A 23,438-nucleotide genomic window follows, 5' to 3' on the forward strand; every position below is an offset into this window, starting at 1 on the left:
GGGTGGGTGGTTCCGTCGGTTCGGGGACCACCTGCCGGTGGGTAGGTGACGCTCTGTTCGCGCAGGAGCCGCACCGGCCAAGGGGCGCGGGGCCCTGCGTGCGCAACCGTTCACCGGCGGGTGGTCCCCGAACCGGCAGAAGGGGGCAGCCCGGCGGGTCCGGCACCGGGCGGACCACATCCGTACCCTGTGGATTCATCGGGACCCTGTAGTCGGGGGGCTGAAGTTGCCGTAGGGTCATCCGAGTTGCGGAGCCGGGACGGGCCCGTATCTCGCTTTGGGGAGGGACGCCGATATGGCAGCGCGGCGCTTCGGTAAGAGCAAGAGGGTGCGCAGGACAGCGGCGGGCACCGCGGTGGCCGCCGCGGCGATGGCCGCGTTGGGAGCCTCACAGGCCCCCGGCCTCCTCCCGGTCGCTCATGCCGCCACGCAGGAGCAGCAGTCGCAGGCCCAGGCGGGCGCGACGCCCGACGGCTCCATCGACGGCGACTCCCCGTATGTCACCCAACTTCCCCCGCTCAACACGCCGCAGGGCCCGGTCGCCTCGACCCCCGGCAGCGGCAGCGGGACGACCGTGACGGTGCCCGGCGGCGGCGCGAGCCTGCCGACGACGGTGCTCGCGGCGTACGAGCACGCACAGGAGTCGGTCGCGCAGTCCGACCCGGGCTGCCACCTGCCGTGGCAGTTGCTGGCCGCGATCGGGCAGGTCGAGTCCGGGCAGGCCCGCGGTGGCGCCGTCGACGCGAACGGCACCACGTACAAGCCGATCCTCGGCCCGGTGCTGAACGGCAAGGGCTTCGCGGACATCACCGACACCGACAACGGCCGGTACGACGGCGACCCGGTGCACGACCGGGCGGTCGGGCCGATGCAGTTCATCCCGTCCACGTGGCGCACGTGGGGCGCGGACGGCAACGGCGACGGGGTGAGCGACCCGAACAACATCTTCGACGCCGCTCTCGCGGCCGCGCACTACCTGTGCGCCGACGGCCGGAACCTGGCGGTGCCCGGTGACATGGACCGGGCGATCCTCGGCTACAACCACTCGCAGGACTACCTGAACCTGGTGATGGCCTGGTACGAGCACTTCCGGCAGGGCGGCACGGTCTCCGTGCCGGACCGTCCGGGCTCGTCCGGCCCCGCGATCAAGACGCCGGCTCCGGTGACGTCCTCCCCGAAGCCGTCGCCCTCGGGCACCGCGTCGCCGTCTCCGTCGCCGACGAAGAGTGTGGGCGGCACCGTGGCGCCGACCTCGCCGGGTTCGTCCAGCCCGACGGGCAGCCCGACCGGCGGCCAGCCCAGCACGCCGCCCACCGGGGACCCGACGGGCTCGCCCACCACGCCGCCCACCGGTGACCCGACCGGCCCGGGCTGCCCCACGGACTCCACGACGCCCACTCCCACGGACTCGGGCACCGCCACGCCGACGGCCACGCCGACGCCGACGGACTCCGGCACGGCCACGCCGACGCCGGACCCCTGCGGGAGCGACGGCGCGGGCAGCGGTGACGGCAGCGACGGCACGGGGACCCCCGACCCCACCAACACCGCCGGCGCGGCTACCGGGGCAGCGCTCAAGCCGTAACCGGGGCCGGGTGGCATGACCCTCCGGGGTGGGTGGTTCTGTCCGTTCAGGGATCACTCACCGGTGGATGGTTGCCCTGGGTAAGCCCGGCTGCTTCCGCGAGAAGACGGTCACCCGTCAGGGGCGCGGGGAACCGCGCGACCAGCCCACCACCGGCAGGTGGTCCCCCAACCGGCAGAACGGGCCCCCGGAGGGTCCCGGCTCCCTACTTCCGTGGGCGTACCGCGCGGGTGGGTTGGGCGGTCGAGGGGTCCTCGGGCCACGGGTGGCGCGGGTAGCGCCCGCGCAGCTCGGCTCGGACCGCCCGGTACCCCTCGCGCCAGAAGGACGCGAGGTCGGCCGTGACGGCGGCCGGGCGCCCGGCGGGCGAGAGCAGGTGGATGAGGACCGGCACCCCGGCCACGGTCGGTGTGTCCCGCAGCCCGAACAACTCCTGGAGTTTGACGGCGAGTACGGGCTGCTCGCCGCTGTAGTCCACCCGGACCCGGGACCCGGTCGGGACCTTGATCCGTTCGGGTACCAGCTCGGCGAAGCGGGCCGCCTCGCCGGTCGACCAGGGCAGCAGGCGGTTCAACGCGGCGCCGGCGTCGGCGCGTTCGAGGTCGGCGCGGCGCCGGGCGGCGGCCAGCTCGGGCCCCAGCCACTCGGGGGCCCGCGCCAGCAGCGCCTCCTCGGCGACGTCCGGCCACGCCCCGCCCAGCACCCGGTGCGCGAACGCCATCCGCTGCCGTAGCTCGCCCGCCTCGCGCGACCAGCGCAGCAGCCCGGTGCCCTCGGCCCGCAGTCCCTCCAGGAGCGCGGCGCGCAGCGCGGACGGGTCGGGGCGGCGCAGCGGCGCGGTGCCCAACTCGACCGCGCCCAGCCGCTCCACGCGGCGCGCGACCACGTCGCCGTCCCGCCAGCGCACCTCTTCGTACGACTCCAGGGCGTCGCCGGCCGCCTGCCGGGCGATGCCCTCGTCGACGACGGCTGCCACCCGCACCCGGGCGCCGGCCCGGCCCGCGCTCCGGTCGGCGACCGCGACCGCGATCCACTCCGCCTCGCCGATGCCGCCGGCGACCTCCGCCGCGGTGCCGCCGACCATGAGGTACGCGCCCGGCCCGCGCCGCCGCGCCACCCGCTCCGGGAAGGCCAGCGCGGCGACCAGCCCGGCCACCGCGTCGTCCGTGAGCTCGCCCGCGCCGGCAGCCGTATCGCCGCCGCCCCTGCCCGTACCGGCAGCCGTTCCGCCGTCCCTGCCCGCGCCGGCACCCTTGCCGGTTCCGCGGCCCGTGCCCCTGCCGGTGCCTGCCGGGGACGAGGTGCGCAGGGCGCCCTCCAAGCGGCGGGCCTCGGAACGCCAGCGGGCGCCGTACGGGTCCCCGCCGCGCCGGGCCCGGTGCCAGGCGCCGGTCAGGTCGGAGCCGTAGGAGCCGGGAATCTCCTCCGACAGCAGGGCGGTCACTTCCGCGGCGCGGGCGGCGCCCGCCTCGGGGGCGGCGTCCAGCAGGGCGCGGGCGAGCCGGGGGTGCAGGCCGAGCAGCGCGAGCCGCTTGCCGCGGTCGGTGGCGCGACCGGCGGTGTCGGTGGCGCCGAGCCCGCGCAGCGTGGCCTGGGCGGCGGCCAGGGCGCCGGGCGGGGGAGCGTCGAGCAGCGCGAGCCCGGTGGTGTCCGGCTCGCCCCAGCAGGCGGCCTGGAGCGCGAACGCGGTGAGGTCGGCGAGGGCGATCTCGGGCGCGGGCAGCCTGGCCAGCCGGGCGTGCTCGGCCTCGGCCCAGCAGCGGTAGACGGTGCCGGGCGCCTCCCGGCCCGCGCGGCCGGCCCGCTGGTCGGCGGCGGCCCGGGAGACCCGCACCGTGGTCAGCGCGCCGAGGCCGCGTGCGTGGTCCATCCGCGGTTCGCGGGCGAGCCCGCAGTCCACCACGACCCGCACTCCGGGCACGGTCAGGCTCGACTCGGCCACGGACGTCGCCAGCAGCACCCGGCGGCGCTGCCCGGCGGCGAGCGCGGCGTCCTGGACGGCGGCGGGCGCCCGCCCGTGCACTTGCAGGATGTCGACGCCGAGCCCGCCGAGTATCCCGGCCACCCGGGCGATCTCGCCGGCGCCGGGCAGGAAGCACAGCACGTCGCCGTCCCGCTCGCCCAGGGCGCGGCGCACGGTGGCCGCCACGTGGTCCAGCAGCGCCGGGTCCACCCGCATGCCGTGCGGTGGGCGTACCGGGCGGGGCGGCGGTGCCCATCGCACCGTCACCGGGTGCAGCACTCCCTCGGCCTCGACGACCGGGCCGTCCAGCAGCGCCGCCCACGCCGCGGTGTCGGTCGTCGCGGAGGCCGCCAGCAGCCGCAGCTCCGGCCGCAGCACGGACCGTACGTCCAGCAGGAAGGCCGTCGCGGTGTCGGCGTCGAGGTGTCGTTCGTGGCACTCGTCGAGCATCACCGTGCCCACGCCGCCCAGTTCGGGGTCGCGCTGGAGCCGCTGGAGCAGCACCCCGGTGGTGACCACCTCCACGGCGGTGGCCGCCGACACCCGCCGCTCGCCGCGCACCGTGAAGCCGACGGTGCCGCCGACCTCCTCGCCGAGCAGCCAGGCCATCCGCCGGGCGGCGGCCCGCGCGGCCATCCGCCGGGGCTCGGCGACCAGCACCCGCCCGCCGAACTCGGCGGCCAGCAGCAGCGGTACCAGCGTGGTCTTGCCGGTCCCGGGCGGTGCGGCCAGCACCGCGCGGCCGCGTTCCCGCAGCGCGGCCAGCAGCGCGGGCACCACCGGGGCGACCGGCAGGGCCAGGCCCTCGGGCCGCGGCCGGATCACGGGGCGAGGCAGACGAAGATCGCGGTGCCCGGCAGCAGCCGTCCGCGCAGCGGGGACCAGCCGCCCCACTCCTGGTCGTTCCACGCCGGCCACTCCGGCTCGACCACGTCGACCAGCCGCAGCCCGGCCGCGGCGATCTCCCGCACCCGGTCGCCCAGGGTGCGGTGGTGTTCGACGTAGACGGCCAGTCCGCGGTCGTCCTGCTCGACGTAGGGGGTCCGGTCGAAGTAGGAGGAGACGGCGGTCAGGCCCTCGGGGCCGGGCTCGTCGGGGAAGGCCCAGCGCACCGGGTGCGTCACGGAGAACACCCACCGGCCGCCGGGTCGCAGCACCCGCGCCACCTCGCGGTGCACGCGTGCGGTGTCCGCGATGAAGGGCAGCGCGCCGTAGGCGGAGCAGGCCAGGTCGAAGGAGGCGTCGGCGAAGGGCAGGGTGCCGGCGTCGGCCTGCACCAGGGCGGGCGCGTTCCCCTTGCCCGGGCCGGCGTCGTCGTCCAGGTCGATCCGCCGGGCGTGCTGGAGCTGGCGGTGGGACAGGTCGAGGGCGACCGGGCGGGCGCCGCGCGCGGCGAGCCAGCGGGAGCACTGGGCGGCGCCGGCGCCGATCTCCAGGACGTCCAGGTCCTTGAGCCCGCCGACCGGGCCGAGCAGCCCGGCCTCCGCCTCGTCGAGCCCCTCCGGGCCCCACACGAAGCGGTCGTCGCCGAGGAAGTCGCCGTGCTCGCGCTGGTACTCGTCGGCGTTGCGGTCCCACCACCGGCGGTTCGCCCGGCTGCTCTCCGTGGTCCCCGCGGTGCGCCGGGTCGCTTCGGGTTCGGGTCCTTGGATCATCGCGGCAGTCGTCGTACTCTCTGAGAAGACCAGCGGGTGGTGGAGTTGGGCCGGTTCGGTCCGTTATGCGCCTGCTGTGCCTCTTCGCGCATTGACCGTGCCCGGCTGCCCCCGTATGCTACAAGTTGCGCTGCGAGCCTGCGCGCCTCAGACGGAGCAGGCCACGCTCGAACTGTTGCAAACCCTCGGCCTAGCGGCTTCGGGCCCCCGTGAGTAGGTGGGGGCGGCAGGTAGAAAAAGGCTCCCGGCGTAGCAGTACCTACGACTTACTGTCCGTACCGGAGTCCTTTCCCTAATGACGAGCAGCACCGAGGCCCCTCGTACCACCCCGCAGGTGGCGGTCAACGACATTGGCAACGAGGAAGCCTTCCTCGCCGCGATCGACGAGACGATCAAGTACTTCAACGACGGCGACATCGTCGACGGCGTCATCGTGAAGGTCGACCGGGACGAGGTCCTGCTCGACATCGGTTACAAGACCGAAGGCGTCATCCCCTCCCGCGAGCTGTCGATCAAGCACGACGTCGACCCCAACGAGGTCGTTGCCGTCGGCGACGAGATCGAGGCCCTGGTCCTCCAGAAGGAGGACAAGGAAGGCCGCCTGATCCTCTCGAAGAAGCGCGCGCAGTACGAACGCGCGTGGGGCACCATCGAGAAGATCAAGGAAGAGGACGGCATCGTCACCGGTACCGTCATCGAGGTCGTCAAGGGCGGCCTCATCCTCGACATCGGCCTGCGCGGCTTCCTGCCCGCGTCGCTCGTCGAGATGCGCCGGGTCCGCGACCTCCAGCCGTATGTCGGCAAGGAGCTCGAGGCGAAGATCATCGAGCTGGACAAGAACCGCAACAACGTGGTCCTGTCCCGCCGTGCCTGGCTGGAGCAGACCCAGAGCGAGGTCCGCCAGACCTTCCTCACCACCCTGCAGAAGGGCCAGGTGCGCTCCGGCGTCGTCTCCTCGATCGTCAACTTCGGTGCGTTCGTGGACCTCGGCGGGGTCGACGGCCTGGTGCACGTTTCCGAGCTGTCCTGGAAGCACATCGACCACCCCTCCGAGGTCGTCGAGGTCGGCCAGGAGGTCACGGTCGAGGTCCTGGACGTCGACATGGACCGCGAGCGCGTCTCCCTGTCGCTGAAGGCGACCCAGGAAGACCCGTGGCAGCAGTTCGCCCGGACCCACCAGATCGGGCAGGTCGTGCCCGGGAAGGTCACCAAGCTCGTTCCGTTCGGTGCGTTCGTCCGCGTGGACGAGGGCATCGAGGGCCTGGTGCACATCTCCGAGCTGGCCGAGCGCCACGTGGAGATCCCCGAGCAGGTCGTCCAGGTCAACGACGAGATCTTCGTCAAGGTCATCGACATCGACCTGGAGCGTCGCCGGATCTCGCTGAGCCTCAAGCAGGCCAACGAGTCCTTCGGCGCCGACCCGGCCTCGGTCGAGTTCGACCCGACCCTGTACGGCATGGCCGCGTCCTACGACGACCAGGGCAACTACATCTACCCCGAGGGCTTCGACCCCGAGACCAACGACTGGCTCGAGGGGTACGACAAGCAGCGCGAGGAGTGGGAGGGCCAGTACGCCACGGCCCAGGCCCGCTTCGAGCAGCACCAGGCGCAGGTCATCAAGTCCCGCGAGGCCGACGAGCAGGCGGCGGCCGAGGCCGGCTCCGCTTCCCCGGCGGCGGCCGCGGGCACCGGTGGCGGCTCGTACTCCTCGGAGTCCGACGACAGCAGCGGCGCCCTCGCCTCCGACGAGGCGCTCGCCGCACTGCGCGAGAAGCTCGCGGGCGGCCAGAGCTGACGCTCTCCGCTCCAAGGCTCCACGGTGGGCCCGCACCTCTCTTCCCGAGAGGTGCGGGCCCACCGCCGTTTCCGCCGGCCTACGGGGTGACCGCGATGTTGGTCAGGCCCTTGCCGCCGGTGACGGTGTTGGAGCCGTAGACGGTGGTGGGGCAGTCGGCCGACGCGTTGGTGACGTCGATCGCGAGCTGGTTCGCGCCGGTCGAGCCGGTGAGGTCGGAGTCGTTGGCGCGGAAGACGGTGCCGCAGCCCCAGCCGGGCTGCTGGGTGTGGGTCTGGTAGCCGTCGTTGATGGTGCGGCTGCCGTGGTTGCCGGTGATCGTGTAGTCGTTGCCCTTGACGTCGACCCACGAGTCGTCGTAGTTCGTCATGCTCAGGCCGCTGCCGTCGAAGGTGTTGCCGGAGACGACGCCGCCGGTGGTGCCCTCCTTGAGGTCGATGTTCTCGGCGCCGACGTTCGGGCCGATGACGTTGTCGAGGATCTGCACCCGGTCGCTCTTGTCGTCCAGGGTGTTGGCGGTGCCGACGTAGACGCCCTCGCCGTAACCGGGGCGCTGCAGGCCGGTGTTGTAGATCCGGGAGTTCCGGATCACGTCGTCCGTGCTGGAGGTGCGGAAGTGCACGCCCTCCATCTGCAGGTCGTGCACGGTCACCGAGTCGATCACCACGTGGTCGGCCGTGTCGGTGACGATGCCCTTCTGGCCGCCGGTGACGGTCAGCCCGTCCACGTTCCAGTAGCTCGCGCCGTCCAGGTAGAGGCCGTAGCCGCCGGAGGAGCTGAGGATCGCGGCGGAGGAGCCGGTGAGCGTGATCGGGGCGTCCGCGGTGCCCGGGGTGTACGCCTTGAAGTTGCCGGTGTACGTGCCGTCGGCGAGGTGGATGGTCTGGCCGGGAGCGGCCGCGGTGAGCGCGGCCTTGAGCTCCTTGGCGGTGGTGACCTCGACGGTGGCGGCGGGTGCCGCGGTGGCGGTGGCGGCCGGGAGCAGGCAGCCGACGGCCAGCAGCGCGCCGGTCGCGGACAGCGTGAGGAACGGGTGGGGGAGCGCGTGGGGGAGCGCAGGGGTTCGCATCCGAACACCTTTCGGATTCAGGTACGTATCAGGTATGTGGACGATGGCCGTCATCATGAACAACGACGGCGTGTCGCGACCGTAGGGGCGGTCCGGTGGCCGGTCAAGGGTGGGAACCGGCCCCGGCCGGAAACCGGTTGGCCCGCGTGCGCGGGAATGGCAGGCGGATACGGTTCGTTGTGGCTGACGAGGACCGAGGGAGGACGATCACCGTGGGCGATCCGCAGGGGCTGTACGCGTACGAACCGGGCGGTGCCGAAGCCGTTGACGAAGCGGTCGGCGACGCCGGGCCCGTCCTGCTCTACTACTTCGAGGGCTACATGGACGCCGGCGAGACCGGCCAGCAGATCGCACAGCACCTGCTGGACCGGCTCGACAACCAGCTCGTCGTGCGCTTCGACGCCGACCGGCTGGTCGACTACCGCGCGCGCCGCCCGCTGATGACCTTCGAGCGCGACCACTGGTCGTCGTACGAAGCGCCCTGCATCGACCTCTACCTGGTGCGGGACACCACCGGCACGCCGTTCCTGCTGCTCACCGGCTCCGAGCCGGATGTGGAGTGGGAGCGCTTCAGTGCCGCCGTGCTCCAGGTGATCGAGCGGCTCGGCGTCCGACTGGCCATCAACTTCCACGGCATCCCGATGGGCGTGCCGCACACCCGCCCGGTCGGCCTGACCCCGCACGGCAACCGGGTGGACCTGATGCCCGGCCACCGCGCCTGGTTCGACGAGGCGCAGGTCCCCGGCAGCGCCGCCAGCCTGGTCGAGTTGCGGCTCGCCGAAGCCGGCCGCGACGTCCTCGGCGTCGCCGCCCACGTGCCGCACTACCTCGCGCGCTCGCCCTACCCCGACGCCGCGCTCGCCGTCCTGGAGACCATCACCGCCGCGACCGGCCTGGTGCTGCCCGACGTGGCGCACGCGCTGCGCCGCGAGGCCCACACCGTCCGCGTCGAGATCGACCGCCAGGTCGCCGAGGGCGACGGCGAACTCGTCTCCGTCGTCCGCGGCTTGGAGAGCCAGTACGACGCGGTGGCCGGTTCGCAGAACCGCGAGAGCCTGATCGCCGAACCCGTGGACCTGCCCTCCGCGGACGACCTGGCCGCCGAGTTCGAGCGGTTCCTCGCCGACCAGGAAGACGACGGGCGCTGAGCCGGCAGCCCGCGCGCCGGAGCCGTCCCGTTAAGCTCTGCACATGCTGAACGTGGGGCTGACCGGGGGCATCGGTGCCGGCAAGAGCGAGGTGACGCGCCTGCTCGGGTCGTACGGCGCGACCGTGGTGGACGCCGACCGCATCGCGCGGGAGGTGGTCGAGCCCGGCACGCCCGGACTGGCCGCGGTGGCCGCGGAGTTCGGCCCGGGCGTACTGTGCGAGGACGGCGCCTTGGACCGCCCGAAGCTCGGCGCGATCGTCTTCGCCGACGAGGAGCGCCGCAAGGCGCTCAACGCGATCGTGCACCCGCTGGTCGCGGAGCGCTCCGCCGAACTCCAGCAGGCCGCGGGCCCGGACGCGATCGTGGTGCACGACGTCCCCCTGCTCACCGAGAACGGCCTCGCCCCGCGCTACGACCTGGTGGTCGTCGTGGACGCCGCCCCCGCCACGCAACTCGACCGGCTGGTCCGGCAGCGCGGCATGGCCGAACCGGAGGCCCGCGCCCGGATGGCCGCGCAGGCCGCCCGTGAGGAGCGACTGGCGATCGCGGACCTGGTGATCGACAACGACGGGCCGCTGGAGGACCTCGAACCGCAGGTGCGGGAGGTCTGGCGGAAGCTGCGGGAACGCGCGAGCGGGTCCGCGGGGGCGTAGGGCCGTACGGGGCGGGCGCGGGGGCGCGGGGGCGCGGCGGGACAAGGGTCATGGGGACCGGGCCATGGGGACCGGCCGGGCAGGTGGGGCGGGCAGGCAAGGGCCGGGCCGAGCCGGGCGGGATGCCGTCGGGAATGCGGTTGCCGCCGGTTGTGTTGGGTATGTCTGACCAGACGATCACTCGTCACCCGTGCCCGATTCCAGGGAGGCGGCCTTGCAAGAGCGGTCCCCGGAAACCCTCGTCATCGACTACCGCGCCGCGGAGCAGCTGCTGTCCGCCCGCGACCCGCGCGGTGCCGTCAAGCTCCTCGACCCCGTGATCGCCGCCCACCCGGAGAACACCGCGGCCCGCCTGCTGCGCGCCCGCGCCTTCTTCGCCGCGGCCCAACTGCGCCCGGCCGAGCTGGAGTTCCAGATCGTTCTCGAACGGGAACCCGACAACGCCTTCGCGCACTTCGCGCTCGCCCGTACCCTGGAGCGCGCCAACCGCTCCGCCGAGGCCCAGCGACACTTCCGGCTCGCCGCCGCGCTCGACCCGCGCCCCGACTACCTGGCCGCTGCCCGCTTCGACGCGAACTGACCTACTGCCCTGCGAGAGGGGCCCGGGTATGGAAGCCGTCGTCGTCCTTGTGATCATCCTCGCCGTCATCGGCGTGATCGGGCTGATGAGCAGCGTCAAGGTGGTGAAGCAGTACGAACGCGGGGTGATCTACCGCTTCGGTCGGGTCAACGCGCTGCCCAAGGAGCCGGGCCCGCGCATGCTGGTGCCGTTCATGGACCGCATGACGAAGGTGAACATGCAGGTCGTCACCATGCCGGTGCCCGCGCAGGACGGCATCACCCGCGACAACGTGTCGGTGCGGGTCGACGCCGTGCTGTACTTCCGGGTGATCGACCCGATCCGGGCCACGGTCGACGTGCAGAACTACCAGTTCGCGATGCTCCAGGTCGCGCAGACCTCGCTGCGTTCGATCATCGGCAAGAGCGAACTGGACGACCTGCTCTCGGGGCGGGAGCGACTGCACGAGGGGCTGGAGTTGATGCTGTCCACCCCCGCCACCGGGTGGGGCGTGCACATCGACCGGGTCGAGATCAAGGATGTGGCGCTGCCGGAGTCCATGAAGCGGTCCATGGCCCGGCAGGCCGAGGCCGATCGGGAGCGGCGGGCGCGCATCATCACCGCCGACGGTGAGCTCCAGGCGTCCCAGAAGCTGTCCGAGGCGGCCAAGACCATGGACGCCAACCCGTCGGCCCTGCAACTGCGGCTGCTGCAGACCGTGGTGGAGGTCGCCGCGGAGAAGAACTCCACGCTGGTCATGCCGTTCCCGGTGGAGATGCTGCGCTTCTTCGACCGGGCGGCGGGCGGCACCGGGGGCACCGGCGGTACGGGCGGCGCCGAGCAGGGGGCGCCGGCCGAGGCGGAGGCCGGGTCGGCCGGCGAGCAGGCCGCCGGGGCCGGCCCGAAGGCCGATCCCGCGGCCGAGCGCGCCGCGCTCACCGAGCCCGACGCACCCGCCCCGGCCGAACTGCCCCGGGCCGCGGGCCGCCCGCAGATCCCCGACCCGCGCAGCTCCGAGGAGTGAGCGGGGGCCGGGGACGGGGACCGGGGACGTAGCCGCCCCGGGACCGCGGGGCGGCGCGGTCAGCACGTCAGCGCGACCAGTGGACCTTGAACACCCAGGCGTACCTCCCGGCCGCGCGGGCCGCGGCCGGGACCTGCACGGTGAGCGTGCCGCCGTCGAACTCCCAGTCCAGCGGCCGGTCATGGCCCAGCATGGTCACCTTGTCGCCCTTGCGGATCGGCACCGGCGCCCGCACCACCAGCTTGCTGCCCGGGTCGCCCAGCGAGGAGATGTAGAACGCCTCGCCCTGCTTGACGCTGAACCGCAGCTCGTCGAGCTGCGCCATTGCCGACCAGTACGTCGTGCCGTAGACCGACTCGCCGTTGACCCGCAGCCACCGGCCGGTCTCCCGCAGCCGCTGCTCCATGACCGACGGGATGGTGCCGTCGGCCTTGGGCCCGATGTCGAGCAGGAAGTTGCCGTTCTTGCTGACGATGTCGACGAGCGTCTGCACGACCTGTTCCGCGGTCATGTACTGGTCGTCGGGGGTCGCGCGGTTGTAGCCGTAGCTGTGCGGGTCCAGGCCGCGGCTGGCCTCCCACTTCGCCACCACCGTGTTGGCGTAGGTGGTGTACTCCGGCGTGGTGAAGTCGTGCGGCGCGATGCCGGAGCGGTCGTTGACCGTCACGTCCTTCGGACGCGCCCGGTTCTTGGCGTGGTTGAAGTAGTCGGCGAGCACATGGTCGCTGTCGTTGGCGCCGCCGATGTCGCACCAGATGACGTCGGGGTCGTAGCCCTCGATCAACTCCCGCATCTGCGGGGCCTGGTAGTCCGCGACGAAGTCCTTGCCCGCGGTGTAGCCGGTGTACGGCACCGGCTCCAGGGTGTACGGGTTGCGCGGGGCGTGGCCCATCCACGGGTTGTCCGGGTTGAACCACTCGGGCATCGAGAAGTACAGGCCGTTGTGCAGCCGCGGGGTGTACGTGCGCGACGCGGTGAACAGCGCGTCGACCAGGTCGCGGTGGGGTCCCATCCGGACCGCGTTGCGGTCGGAGACCTTGGTGTCCCACAGCGCGAAGCCCTCGTGGTGCTTGGAGGTCAGCACGTAGTACTCGGCGCCCGCGTCCTGGAACAGCTCCACCCAGGAACGGGGGTTGAACCGGCTCGCGGTGAACATCGGGATGAAGTCGTCGTACGCGAAGTCCTCGCCGTAGGTCTGCGCGTGGTAGGCGTTCACCGGGTCGCCGGTGGTCTGCATCGAGTTCCAGTACCACTCGGCGTACGAGCCGCCGACCGGCGACCAGGCCGGCACCGAGTAGACGCCCCAGTGGATGAAGATGCCGAACTTGGCGTCGCTGAACCAGTACGGGGCCTGGTGGGTGTCGAGCGACGCGTCGGTGGGCTGGTAGTCGGGGGTGCCGAGGATCAGCGGGGTGCTGCGGGCGGCGGCGGTCCGGCCGCGGCCGGTGACCCGCACGGTGCCCGTGGCGGCGGTGCCGGGCGCGGTCCCCGGCGCGTTGCGGATGCCGATCCGCAGCCGGGCCTGCTCGCCGGGCCCGAGGAACGGCACCGCGGCGGGGGCGATCGTACGGGCGCCGGCGGAGCCGCTGTCGACCGAGACGTCCACCGAGAGCGCGTCGGTGGGCCGGACCCACACGGTGCCGGCGTTGAGCACGGTGGCCTCGACGCTCTGGGTGCCGTGCGGGCCGGTCAGCGAGTTGGTGGAGGCGGCCGAGCGGATGGTCAGCGCGCGGCCGGTGGCGGCCGGCTGCAGGGAGAGCGCGAAGACGTGCAGCGCGGAGGTGCCGGCCTGGGCCGGCCCGGTGGAGGGAAGGGTGACACCGACGGCCTGCCGCGTCGGGTCCGTCCACAGCTCGCTGACGCTCATGGAGACCGGGTGCGGGTCGGTGCCGTCGGGGGAGTAGCGGAAGGTCGTGGTCAACGCACCGCCGCCGGAGTACCAGTCGCCGCCGCCGAGCGCGGCGGTGGACGTGCTGCCGTCCGCGTAGTGCACGGTCGCGGTGCCCGAGGTCGCGCCGTAGCTGCACGAGACGAGGAACGAGGCGAACAGATACCCGCCGGGCGGGAGGTCGACGCGCTGCCCGTTCGCCACGATGTTGTTCTTGGCGCCGGCCGCGGACGAGGGAAAGCGAAAGCTCACCCCTCCGACGACTGCTGTCCCTGACGGCAGCTCCTCGCCGGGGAAGGAGTAGCCGGAGCCGTCGAAGTCCCCGCCGCGGGCGGCCGCGGTGTCGATGCCGTCGTTGTCGAACCAGGCGTCCAGCGGGACCTGTACCGCGTCCGGCACGGTCCCCCACGTATTCGAAGTGGCCTGCGATGCTGCGGTGTCGGCGGTGTCGGCCGCCGCGCTTCCTGCGGAGATCAGTGTGGTGCCCACGGCTGCGCCCGCTGCCATTCCGAGTACCTGGCGTCGTGGGAACGTGGTCATGCGCCCTCCTCAGTGCCCTGGGGATTGGCCCATCGCGAATGGGTATACATCCGATGAGTGATCCTGGGGAGGAGGCGGGGGCATGTCAATAGATCGGACCGAACGGGCCGTTCCCGGGCACGCTTCGCCCGGCGGGCGCAGCCGGGCCCACCCGGGCGCACCGGCACCCGGTCCGCGGGGCCGGCCCACCGACCCGCCGGAAGCGGGGCAGCGCGCGCACCCACCGGCCCACCGACCCGCCGGGATGCCGTCAGAACAGCGGAGCGGGGAGCACCCCTTCCAGCGCCAGCAGCGTCCGCTTGATCTCCAGGCCGCCGCCGAAGCCGCCTATGCCGCCGTCGCTCTCCACCACCCGGTGGCAGGGCACCACCACCGGCAGCGGATTCGCCCCCATCGCCGCGCCCACCGCCCGCGCCGCGCCCGGCTCGCCCACCCGGTCGGCGAGGTCCTGATAGCCCACCACCGCGCCGTACGGCACGCCCGTCGCCAGCTCCCGCAGCACCCGCCGGTTGAAACCGGTGGTCAGCGACCAGTCCAGCGCAAGATCGAACTCCTTCAGCTCCCCCGCGAAGTACGCGGCCAGCTGCTCCGTCACCGGCGCCAGCCGCTCCGGGTCCTCCACCACAGCGCACCCCAGCCGCCGCTCCAGCGCGCCCACCTCCCGCGCCACCGTCGCCGGCCCCGCCCTGAACGCCACCAGCACCAGACCCTGACCGCTCCACGCCGCCATCAGCGGCCCCACCGCCGTGTCCCGCACCACCCACGCCACCTCGTCCATGCCCACCACGCTAGACGCAGGGTCCGACAACGCCCCCGGCCTCACCGCCGCCACCATGGAAACCGCAGGTCAAAGCCGTTTCGTGAGGTGGGCGGGGCGAGCGGGACCGTGATTGTCACAGGGGCGCCGTACGGTGGTGTCATGCGGCCCGTTTCAGACATCGAACGCACTGTGGCGCCTTTCGAGGTCGTCAGCCCCTTCCAGCCCAGCGGCGACCAGCCGGCGGCGATCGAGGACCTCGAGCGCCGTATCCGCGCCGACGAACAGGACGTGGTGCTGCTCGGCGCCACCGGCACGGGCAAGTCGGCGACCACCGCGTGGATGATCGAGCGGCTCCAGCGCCCCACCCTGGTGATGGCCCCGAACAAGACGCTGGCCGCCCAGCTCGCCAACGAGTTCCGCGAGCTCCTGCCGAACAACGCGGTCGAGTACTTCGTGTCGTACTACGACTACTACCAGCCGGAGGCGTACGTCCCGCAGACGGACACCTACATCGAGAAGGACTCGTCGATCAACGAAGAGGTGGAGCGGCTGCGCCACTCGGCGACGAACTCGCTGCTCACCCGCAGGGACGTCGTCGTGGTCGCCTCCGTCTCGTGCATCTACGGCCTGGGCACCCCGCAGGAGTACATCGACCGGATGGTCCGGCTCAAGGTCGGCGACGTGATCGACCGCGACCGGCTGCTGCGCAAGTTCGTCGACATCCAGTACACGCGCAACGACCTGGCGTTCACCCGCGGCACCTTCCGGGTCCGCGGCGACACCGTCGAGATCTTCCCGGTCTACGAGCAGCTGGCCGTCCGCATCGAGATGTTCGGCGACGAGATCGAGGCGCTCTACACGCTGCACCCGCTCACCGGCGAGGTCATCACCGAGGACGAGCAGGTCTACGTCTTCCCCGCGACGCACTACGTCGCGGGACCCGAGCGCATGGAGCGGGCCATCGCCGGGATCGAGCAGGAGCTGGAGGGCCAGCTCGCCCTGCTGGAGAAGCAGGGCAAGCTCCTGGAGGCCCAGCGGCTGCGGATGCGCACCACGTACGACATCGAGATGATGCGGCAGATCGGCACCTGCTCCGGCATCGAGAACTACTCCCGGCACATCGACGGCCGCGGCCCCGGCTCCGCCCCGGACACCCTCATCGACTACTTCCCCGAGGACTTCCTGCTGGTCATCGACGAGTCGCACAACACGGTGCCGCAGATCGGCGCGATGTACGAAGGCGACGCGTCCCGCAAGCGCACCCTCGTCGACCACGGCTTCCGGCTGCCCTCCGCGCTGGACAACCGCCCGCTGAAGTGGGAGGAGTTCCTGACCCGGGTCGGCCAGAAGGTCTACCTGTCGGCCACCCCTGGGCCGTACGAACTCTCCCGCGGCGACGGCGTGGTGGAGCAGATCATCCGGCCGACCGGACTGATCGACCCCGAGGTCGTGGTCAAGCCCACCGAGGGCCAGATCGACGACCTGGTGCACGAGATCCGGGTGCGCGCGGAGAAGGACGAGCGGGTGCTGGTCACCACCCTCACCAAGAAGATGGCCGAGGACCTCACCGACTACCTGCTGGAGCTGGGCGTGCAGGTGCGGTACCTGCACAGCGACATCGACACGCTGCGCCGGATGGAGCTGCTCCAGGAGCTGCGCGCCGGCGAGTTCGACGTCCTGGTCGGCATCAACCTGCTGCGTGAGGGCCTGGACCTGCCCGAGGTCTCGCTCGTGGCGATCCTCGACGCGGACAAGGAGGGCTTCCTGCGGTCGGGCACCTCCCTCATCCAGACCATCGGCCGCGCCGCCCGTAACGTCTCCGGCCAGGTGCACATGTACGCCGACCGGATCACCCCGGCGATGGCGAAGGCCATCGACGAGACCAACCGCCGCCGGGAGAAGCAGATCGCGTACAACACCGAGCGCGGCATCGACCCGCAGCCGTTGCGCAAGAAGATCGCCGGCATCCTGGACGCCTACGCGCGCGAGGAGGCCGACACGCAGGAGCTGCTGGGCTCCGGGCGGCAGCGCTCGCGCGGCAAGGCGCCGGTGCCGGCGCTGGCCGGCAAGGCCGGCGAGAAGCGGACGGGGGCGGCGATGCCCGCCGAGGAACTCGCCGATCTCATCGCCCAACTCACCGAGCAGATGCACACCGCGGCCGGCGAGCTGAAGTTCGAGGTGGCGGCCCGGCTGAGGGACGAGCTGAGCGACCTGAAGAAGGAGCTGCGGCAGATGCGCGAGGCGGGCATCGCGTAACGCCGGCCGCGCCCGCGGATGTTGCGTCGCGGTATCCCCGGGCGGGCAAGCGCGTCAGCACCGTGAGGGGGCGGGCGGACAATCGGAATTCCGCGCTGACGAACCGGGATACCGTCCGGCGGCGTCTTGTTAGGGTGCGGGCACGGCTTTTCCGTGCCTGAGCCGCGGATGAAGCGCACGAAGCAGTCGGAACACAACGGGTGAGAGGGGACAGCGCGTGACGGTCAACATGACCAAGGGGCAGAAGATCAGCCTGAGCAAGGCCGACGGGGGGACGCTGACCGCGGTCAGGATGGGGCTGGGCTGGCAGGCTGCGCCGCGCCGGGGTCTGTTCGGCAGCCGCACGCGGGAGATCGACCTCGACGCCTCCGCGGTCCTCTTCGCCGACAAGCAGCCGGTCGACGTGGTGTTCTTCCGCCACCTCACCAGTGACGACGGCTCGGTCCGGCACACCGGCGACAACCTCGTCGGCGGCGCGGGCCAGGGCGGCGACGACGAGTCGATCATCGTCGACCTCCAGCGGGTCCCGGTGCACGTCGACCAGATCGTCTTCACGGTGAACTCCTTCACCGGCCAGACCTTCGCCGAGGTGCAGAACGCGTTCTGCCGCCTGGTGGACGAGAGCAACGGCCAGGAGCTGGCCCGCTACACCCTCACCGGCGGCGGCCCGTACACCGCGCAGATCATGGCCAAGGTGCAGCGCGGCACCACCGGTTGGTCGATGACCGCGATCGGCACCGCGGCCAACGGCCGGACGTTCCAGGACCTGATCCCGGCGATACTGCCCGCCCTGTAGCAGGGTGGGGCCGTGGCCCGGGCGACCGGGCCACGGCGCGCAGACGGACACGCACGACAACGAAAAGCAGGGGGCGGCTGGCATGACGGCCGAACTGGTCCGGGGGCAGAACCATCCGCTGCCCGGCAACCGGCTGGAGATCCGGGTGTCGGCGGGGACCCCGGTGGTGGCCGCGGTCACCCTGGGCGACGCGGAGGGCCGGGCCTTCGGGCCGGACAGCGGCGACGGCCGGTCGGGCCCGGCGGCCGGGCGGGAGTGGCTGGCCCACCCCGGCGCTCCGCAGCTTCCGGGTGTCGAGGTGCCCCGGCAGGCCGCCGCCGAGCACCGCCTCGCCGTGGACCTGGGCGCCATGCCGCAGGACGTGCACCGCGTGCACGTCCTGCTGGCGCTGCCCGTCGGCCGCGCCGGCGCCCCCGCGGACTTCGGTGCCGCGCCGGCCCCGCAGGTGGCCGTGACCGACCCCGACGGCACCGCCATCGCCGGCTACACCCTCACCGGCCTGGGCCGCGAGACCGCCCTGCTCGCCGTCGAGCTCTACCGGCGCCAGGGCACCTGGAAGGTCCGCGCGGTCGGCCAGGGGTACGACGGCGGGCTGCCCGCGCTGCTGCTCGACCAGGGCGTGCCCGACGCCCGCGCGGTCGCGCAGGAGATCCACGACGCGGTGGAGCGCGAGCAGTCCCGCTCGGTGGACGCGCCCCCAGCGCCCACCTCGCCCGCCACGCCCACGTCGCCCACCTCGCCCGCGGCACACACGACCTCCGCGGCGCCCACCGTGCCCGCCCCCGCCGAAGCGCCGCCGGCCGGCCCGGTGGACTACCGCCACCCGCGCCGCCGCACCGTACCGGCCGCGCCGCAGCCCGAGCCGGCGTCCGCGTCGAGCGCCCCGCCGATGCCGCCGCACCCGCCGCAGTACGCCCCGTCCGCCGCGGCATCCGCCGCCGCGGACGGCCCGCCCGTCCCGGTCGCCGGGGACGCCGGCGGCTGGACCTTGGAGGAGCGGCTGCACAACCAGATCTGGGGCATGTTCGAGGATCTGGCCCGCACCGTCGCCGCGTACCGCAGCGCCGAGGACTTCGCGCAGTCGCGGTACGACCAGGAGCTGGACGCGCTGCTCGCCGACCCGCGCACCCGCGGCGGAGCGCAGGCCGAGGCGGCCCGCGACCAGGCGATGACGAAGCAGGTCGCGCTGGTCGACCAGGCCAGGGCCGTGCTCGACCGCGACCTCGCCCAACTCGCCGCCGAGGCCGAGGTGGTCGAGCCCGCGCTGCCGCCCGCGTTCGCCGGCTGGGAGAACCCGGCCTGGCACGCGTACGAAGTGCCCGAGCAGCCGGCGCTCGCCGTGCGGCTCGGCGGCCTCACCGTGCCCGAGGCGCCCGAACTGCAGATCCCGCTGCTGGTCCGGCTGCCGCTGGAGCGCGGGCTGTGGATCGACAGCGCCGACGACCGCGGCGTCGCGATGGAGGTCGCCGTCGCGACCGCCGCCCGGCTGCTGGCCTGCCACCCGGCGGGCGGCTTCGCCATGCACGCGCTGGACCCGGCCGGCTCGGCCGCCACCGCGTTCGCCCCGCTGTACTCCGGTGGCGCGCTGGCGCTGCCGCCGCCGGCCGCGGGCGCCGCCGGTGTCAACGAGGTGCTGGGCCGCCTCACCGCGCGGGTCGACCTGCTCCAGATGGCCATGCGCGGCGGCGCGGCCGACTCGCTGCCGCCCGGGTTCGACCAGGCCGAGCAGTTGCTGATCGTCAACGAGTTCCCGTACGGCTTCGACGACCGCGCCGTCAACCAGCTGCGCTACCTCGCCGACGAAGGGCCCGCCGCGGGCGTCCACCTGCTGCTGGTCGCCGATCGCGACGACGCCTCGGCGTACGGCCCGGTGCTCGACCCGCTGTGGCGCTCGATGCTGCGGCTCACCCCGCTGCCCAGCGACCACCTCGCCGACCCGTGGGTGGGCCACGCGTGGACGTACGAACCCGCGCTGGTGCCGCCGGGCAGCCAGGTGGTGGCGCAGGTGCTGCGCAGGCTGGCCGCGGCCCGTCCGGCATACGGGAGGTGAGGGCGGCTCGGCCGTACCGCGCCCGCCCCGGCCGCCGCGGCTGACGCCGCCACCGTTCCCCACGCCGCCCCCGTTCCCCGCCCGATCTGACGCGGCGTCCGCACGGCCCGAAGCCGCCCGCTCGGCCCCGTACGGACTGCCCGCGAGCACGCACGACCTGCCCGGCGAGCCGCTGCCGCCCGGAGTGCGACACGCCGTCACCTTCGGCATCTCTTTACCATTTCTTGGGCATTCGTGTACGGTTGTTTGACCGACCGCTACAGCCGGAGATCCCGTGGATGTCTCGCTCACCCTCTGGGCGCTCACCATCGCAGGACTGTTCGCCCTCATCGGCGCCGACTTTCTGATCGGCCGCAACCCCCACGACGTGTCCGTCCGCGAGGCCGGGATCTGGACCGCGGTCTGGGTCGTCCTCGCCGGGCTGTTCGGCGTCGGCCTGCTGGTCTTCGCCGGCGGCCGCCCCGCCGGCGAGTTCTTCGCCGGATACATCACCGAGAAGTCGCTCAGCGTCGACAACCTCTTCGTCTTCGTGCTGATCATGGCGAAGTTCGCGGTGCCCACGCGGTACCAGCAGCGCGTGCTGCTGATCGGCGTGCTCATCGCGCTCCTGCTGCGCGCGGTGTTCATCGCGGCCGGCGCCACCATCGTGGCGAGCTTCTCGTGGGTCTTCTTCATCTTCGGCGCGTTCCTGATCTGGACCGCGTGGAAGCTGGTCAAGGAGGCGATGGCCGGACCCCAGCAGGACGAGGAGTTCGAGGAGAACCGGGTGCTCAAGGCGGTGCGCAAGCGCGTCCCGTCCACCCGGAGCTACCACGGCACGCTGCTCTTCGTCACCGAGAACGGCAAGCGGCTGATGACCCCGATGCTCGTGGTGATGCTCGCCATCGGCACCACCGACGTGCTCTTCGCGCTCGACTCGATCCCGGCGATCTTCGGCCTCACCCAGGACCCGTACATCGTCTTCACCGCCAACGCGTTCGCGTTGATGGGCCTGCGCCAGCTCTACTTCCTGATCGGCGGCCTGCTCAAGAGGCTGGTGCACCTGTCGTACGGGCTCTCGGTGATCCTCGGGTTCATCGGCGTCAAGCTGGTGCTGCACGCCCTGCACGAGGCCGGGGTGCACGTCCCCGAGATCTCCATCCCCGTCTCCCTGGGGGTGATCGTGGCCGTGCTCGCGGTGACGACCGCGACGAGCCTGGCCGTCAGCCGCGGGGGCGCCCCGGCCGACGGCACCACGCCCGCGCCCGCCGGGGAACACCCCGCCGGGGACACCGCGGGGAACACCGCCGAGGACCCCTCCGACCAGGGCGGACCCGCCCCGGAGTCCGGCTCCCACCGGCTCGACCGGCAGCCGGCCCAGCGCCGCCAGAGGTCCTGACACACCCCTGACGGCCGTCCGGCGGCGCCCCGGGCGGCCCACGGCGATTGACGACACCCCGGCCCCGGGCCGCCCCCCTGCGTACGGGCGGCCCGGCCCGGGGACTAGCGTGGCTCCGTCGGCCCAGGACCCACGCGAAAGGCACAGATGTGGCGACCACGGCAGCCGCGCCCGGCTTCCAGGCACTGCCCGAGCTGACCGGGAGCCGCTTCCTCGGCACCTGGCAACTCGACGGCGTCGCCCTGGCCGCCGTGCTCCTGCTCGGCGCGGTGTACGGATACGGCGTACGGCGCAGGCTCGCCTCCGGTGGCCGCTGGCCGCTGTGGCGGGTCGCCGTCTTCTACGTCTTCGGCCTCGGCACCCTGGTGTTCGCGACCATGTCGGCGCTCGCCGTCTACAACCGGGTGCTGTTCTGGCCCGCGGCCGTGCAGAACATCCTGCTCGACCTGTTCGCCCCGCTCGGCCTCGCGCTCGGCGACCCGATCGGCCTCGCCGCCCCCGGCAGCCGCCTGCGCCGCGCGTTCTCCTCCCGCCCGGTGCGCGTGCTCACCTACCCGCTGATCAGCTCGGTCCTGGTGCTCGTCTCCGAACTGACCATCTACTTCACGCCGTACTTCCCGCACGCGCTCGCCCACGACTCCGTACGGCAGCTGATGCACCTGCAACTGCTGCTCACCGGATGCCTGTTCGTGCTGCCCATGCTCAGCCGCCAGGAGCTGCTGCCGCGCTGGTGCAACCACCCGGTGCGCGCGGTCCTGGTCTTCCTCGACGGACTCTTCGACTCCGTGCCCGGCATCGTCGTGATGACCAGCGGCACCCTGGTCGCCGGCCACTGGTACCACACGCACACCCGCGACTGGGGGCCCTCCGTCAAGCGCGACCAGATGCTCGGCGGCGGCCTCATGCTCGCCCTCGCCGAACTCGTCGGGCTGCCCTTCCTCCTGCTGGTCTTCATGGAGTGGTGGCGCGCCGACCGGGACAAGACCGCCGCGCTCGACGCCGCCCTCGACCGCGAGGCCGTGCTGTCGGCCCGGGCCGAGCAGCAGGTGCCTTCCGGGGCTTCGGCGGCCTCCGACTCTCCCGCGGGCGCTTCGGGCGGGGCTTCCGGTGGCGCTTCGGGCGGCGGCGCGCCCTCCGCCGCGGTGCCCGCCCCCTCGGCCCCGGCCGCGCCCGCTCGGGCCGAGGTGCCCGTGTCCACCCGCCCCTGGTGGGAGACGGACGAGGGCGAGGTCGGCGAGCGGATGCGCCGCCGCCGCTGAGCGCCACCGCGGCCCGGCGCCCGGAGGCGGGTCAGGGCGCGGCGGCCGTGGGCGGTTCCGCCTCCGGCGCGGGCCCGGCGTAGCGGACCGCCAGCGCGGCCGCGGTCTCGGCCAGCCGTGCGCGCAGCGCGGCCGGCGCCAGTACCTCGGCCTCGGCGCCCAGCGACAGGAAGAAGGCGTGCGCCTGGTCCGCGGACTCCACGGGCAGTACCGCGCGGGTCCAGCCGTCCGTTTCCGTGCTGCCGGTGGCCGCGAGCGCCCGGGCCGCCGCCCCGGTCAGCCGCGCCGCCGCCGCGGGGGAGAGCCGTACCGTGGCCTCCTCCTGGTGCAGGCGGGCGTGGAAGTCCGCCTGGTGGCGCTGCCAGTAGTCCGCCAGGTCGAAGTCCGGCGGCGGCTGGAAGCCCTCCGCCGTGGGCGTCAGCGCGAGGATCTGGTCCACGCGGTACGTACGCGGCCCCGGGCCCGCCACCGCGTACCAGCGGCCGGCCTTGAGCACCAGGCCGTACGGTTCCAGCCGGCGGTCGACGTCGGTGGGCTCCTTCCAGCGGCGGTACCGGACCTCGATCGTCCTGCTGTGCCAGACCGCGTCCGCGACCTGCCGCAAGAACCGCAGATCGGCGTCCTCGGTGTACCAGCCCGGCGCGTCGAGGTGGAAGCGGGCGGCGATCCTGGTCGCCTGGGCGCGCAGCTCCGCGGGAAGGGCCGCCCGCAGTTTCAGCTGGGCCGCCGCCAGGGAGGGGCCGAGCCCCAGGTCCGCGGCCGGGCCCGGCGCGCCGGACAGGAGCAGCGCGTCGGCCTCGGTGGAGGTGAACCCCGTCAGCCGGGTCCGGTAGCCGTCGAGCAGCCGGTAGCCGCCGGCGTGGCCGGCGTCGCCGTAGAGCGGGACACCGGCGGCGTGCAGGGCCTCCACGTCGCGGTAGACGGTGCGGACCGAGACCTCCAGCTCCGCGGCGAGCTGGGCGGCGGTCAGCCGGCCCCTGTTCTGGAGCAGCAGCAGGATCGACAGCAGCCGGCTGGACTTCACTGACACAGGGTGTCAGTGAAGCCGTTCTAGCGTC

The 23,438-nt window shown here is 73.1% G+C and carries 17 protein-coding genes; 11 read left to right on the forward strand and 6 right to left on the reverse strand.

The window, feature by feature from the left end:
• Positions 1-295: 295 nt before the first annotated feature.
• Entirely contained in the window at positions 296-1,585 is a 1,290-nt protein-coding gene (locus OG896_RS30685) for a lytic transglycosylase domain-containing protein (protein ID WP_329370543.1), read from the forward strand.
• 205 nt (positions 1,586-1,790) lie between these two features.
• Here OG896_RS30685 and OG896_RS30690 read toward each other — a convergent pair whose 3' ends face one another.
• Positions 1,791-4,373, reverse strand: a complete 2,583-nt coding sequence (locus tag OG896_RS30690; protein ID WP_329370544.1) for an ATP-dependent RNA helicase — start codon at positions 4,371-4,373, stop codon at positions 1,791-1,793.
• On the reverse strand, positions 4,370-5,203 hold the full coding sequence (locus OG896_RS30695; protein WP_329370546.1) for a class I SAM-dependent methyltransferase: 834 nt from the start codon (positions 5,201-5,203) through the stop codon (positions 4,370-4,372). The genes OG896_RS30690 and OG896_RS30695 overlap by 4 nt, the downstream gene beginning before the upstream one ends.
• 295 nt (positions 5,204-5,498) lie before the next feature.
• Between OG896_RS30695 and rpsA the strand changes: the two genes are divergently transcribed.
• Positions 5,499-6,998: a 30S ribosomal protein S1 gene (gene rpsA, locus OG896_RS30700; RefSeq protein ID WP_328462829.1), complete on the forward strand. Its 1,500-nt coding sequence runs from the start codon at positions 5,499-5,501 to the stop codon at positions 6,996-6,998.
• A 79-nt stretch (positions 6,999-7,077) separates the two neighbouring features.
• Here rpsA and OG896_RS30705 read toward each other — a convergent pair whose 3' ends face one another.
• Positions 7,078-8,067 carry a right-handed parallel beta-helix repeat-containing protein gene (locus tag OG896_RS30705; protein WP_329370549.1) on the reverse strand — a complete coding sequence of 330 codons (990 nt, stop codon included), beginning with the start codon at positions 8,065-8,067 and terminating at the stop codon, positions 7,078-7,080.
• 212 nt (positions 8,068-8,279) lie between these two features.
• On the opposite strand from OG896_RS30705, the gene OG896_RS30710 reads away from it, so the two are divergent.
• From OG896_RS30710 to OG896_RS30725, 4 genes are all read left to right on the forward strand, one after another.
• Complete coding sequence (locus OG896_RS30710; protein WP_328462825.1) at positions 8,280-9,215, forward strand: PAC2 family protein; 936 nt, start codon at positions 8,280-8,282, stop codon at positions 9,213-9,215.
• Between the two features lie 43 nt (positions 9,216-9,258).
• Positions 9,259-9,870, forward strand: coding sequence for a dephospho-CoA kinase (gene coaE, locus OG896_RS30715; protein ID WP_329370550.1), 612 nt, complete (start codon positions 9,259-9,261; stop codon positions 9,868-9,870).
• Between the two features lie 214 nt (positions 9,871-10,084).
• The gene (locus OG896_RS30720; protein WP_328462821.1) at positions 10,085-10,450 is read left to right on the forward strand and encodes a tetratricopeptide repeat protein; all 366 of its coding nucleotides are present in this window, start codon (positions 10,085-10,087) and stop codon (positions 10,448-10,450) included.
• A 28-nt stretch (positions 10,451-10,478) separates the two neighbouring features.
• Positions 10,479-11,453: a slipin family protein gene (locus OG896_RS30725; protein WP_329370552.1), complete on the forward strand. Its 975-nt coding sequence runs from the start codon at positions 10,479-10,481 to the stop codon at positions 11,451-11,453.
• A gap of 67 nt (positions 11,454-11,520) precedes the next feature.
• Here OG896_RS30725 and OG896_RS30730 read toward each other — a convergent pair whose 3' ends face one another.
• Both OG896_RS30730 and OG896_RS30735 read right to left on the reverse strand, forming a co-directional pair.
• A complete protein-coding gene (locus OG896_RS30730) occupies positions 11,521-13,881 on the reverse strand; it encodes an alpha-L-fucosidase (RefSeq protein WP_329370554.1) in 2,361 nt (786 codons plus the stop codon).
• A 250-nt stretch (positions 13,882-14,131) separates the two neighbouring features.
• Positions 14,132-14,659, reverse strand: coding sequence for a methylated-DNA--[protein]-cysteine S-methyltransferase (locus OG896_RS30735; protein WP_329370556.1), 528 nt, complete (start codon positions 14,657-14,659; stop codon positions 14,132-14,134).
• Positions 14,660-14,800: 141 nt separating this feature from the next.
• Here OG896_RS30735 and uvrB point away from each other — a divergent pair, with 141 nt between their 5' ends.
• The 5 genes from uvrB to OG896_RS30760 all read left to right on the forward strand — a co-directional run bounded on the left by uvrB (position 14,801) and on the right by OG896_RS30760 (position 22,380).
• Complete coding sequence (gene uvrB / locus OG896_RS30740; protein ID WP_329370558.1) at positions 14,801-16,897, forward strand: excinuclease ABC subunit UvrB; 2,097 nt, start codon at positions 14,801-14,803, stop codon at positions 16,895-16,897.
• 217 nt (positions 16,898-17,114) lie between these two features.
• The gene (locus OG896_RS30745) at positions 17,115-17,693 is read left to right on the forward strand and encodes a TerD family protein (RefSeq protein ID WP_328462811.1); all 579 of its coding nucleotides are present in this window, start codon (positions 17,115-17,117) and stop codon (positions 17,691-17,693) included.
• An 82-nt stretch (positions 17,694-17,775) separates the two neighbouring features.
• A complete protein-coding gene (locus OG896_RS30750; protein ID WP_329370560.1) occupies positions 17,776-19,743 on the forward strand; it encodes a TerD family protein in 1,968 nt (655 codons plus the stop codon).
• 274 nt (positions 19,744-20,017) lie between these two features.
• The gene (locus OG896_RS30755) at positions 20,018-21,121 is read left to right on the forward strand and encodes a TerC family protein (protein ID WP_329370562.1); all 1,104 of its coding nucleotides are present in this window, start codon (positions 20,018-20,020) and stop codon (positions 21,119-21,121) included.
• Between the two features lie 149 nt (positions 21,122-21,270).
• Positions 21,271-22,380, forward strand: a complete 1,110-nt coding sequence (locus OG896_RS30760) for a cytochrome c oxidase assembly protein (RefSeq protein ID WP_329370563.1) — start codon at positions 21,271-21,273, stop codon at positions 22,378-22,380.
• Between the two features lie 31 nt (positions 22,381-22,411).
• On the opposite strand, the gene OG896_RS30765 is transcribed toward OG896_RS30760, so the two are convergent.
• Positions 22,412-23,404, reverse strand: coding sequence for a helix-turn-helix transcriptional regulator (locus OG896_RS30765; RefSeq protein WP_329370565.1), 993 nt, complete (start codon positions 23,402-23,404; stop codon positions 22,412-22,414).
• Positions 23,405-23,438 lie beyond the last annotated feature (34 nt).

Origin of the sequence: Streptomyces sp. NBC_00669 (assembly GCF_036226785.1) — a bacterium.
GTDB lineage: Bacteria > Actinomycetota > Actinomycetes > Streptomycetales > Streptomycetaceae > Actinacidiphila.

Excerpts from the sequence above, each read along its gene's own strand:
- OG896_RS30750 (WP_329370560.1), top strand. The coding sequence starts at position 17,776 with ATGACGGCCGAACTGGTCCGGGGGCAGAACCATCCGCTGCCCGGCAAC.
- OG896_RS30695 (WP_329370546.1), bottom strand. The coding sequence starts at position 5,203 with ATGATCCAAGGACCCGAACCCGAAGCGACCCGGCGCACCGCGGGGACC.
- OG896_RS30705 (WP_329370549.1), bottom strand. The coding sequence starts at position 8,067 with ATGCGAACCCCTGCGCTCCCCCACGCGCTCCCCCACCCGTTCCTCACG.
- coaE (WP_329370550.1), top strand. The coding sequence starts at position 9,259 with ATGCTGAACGTGGGGCTGACCGGGGGCATCGGTGCCGGCAAGAGCGAG.
- rpsA (WP_328462829.1), top strand. The coding sequence starts at position 5,499 with ATGACGAGCAGCACCGAGGCCCCTCGTACCACCCCGCAGGTGGCGGTC.
- OG896_RS30725 (WP_329370552.1), top strand. The coding sequence starts at position 10,479 with ATGGAAGCCGTCGTCGTCCTTGTGATCATCCTCGCCGTCATCGGCGTG.
- OG896_RS30730 (WP_329370554.1), bottom strand. The coding sequence starts at position 13,881 with ATGACCACGTTCCCACGACGCCAGGTACTCGGAATGGCAGCGGGCGCA.
- OG896_RS30735 (WP_329370556.1), bottom strand. The coding sequence starts at position 14,659 with ATGGACGAGGTGGCGTGGGTGGTGCGGGACACGGCGGTGGGGCCGCTG.
- OG896_RS30685 (WP_329370543.1), top strand. The coding sequence starts at position 296 with ATGGCAGCGCGGCGCTTCGGTAAGAGCAAGAGGGTGCGCAGGACAGCG.
- uvrB (WP_329370558.1), top strand. The coding sequence starts at position 14,801 with ATGCGGCCCGTTTCAGACATCGAACGCACTGTGGCGCCTTTCGAGGTC.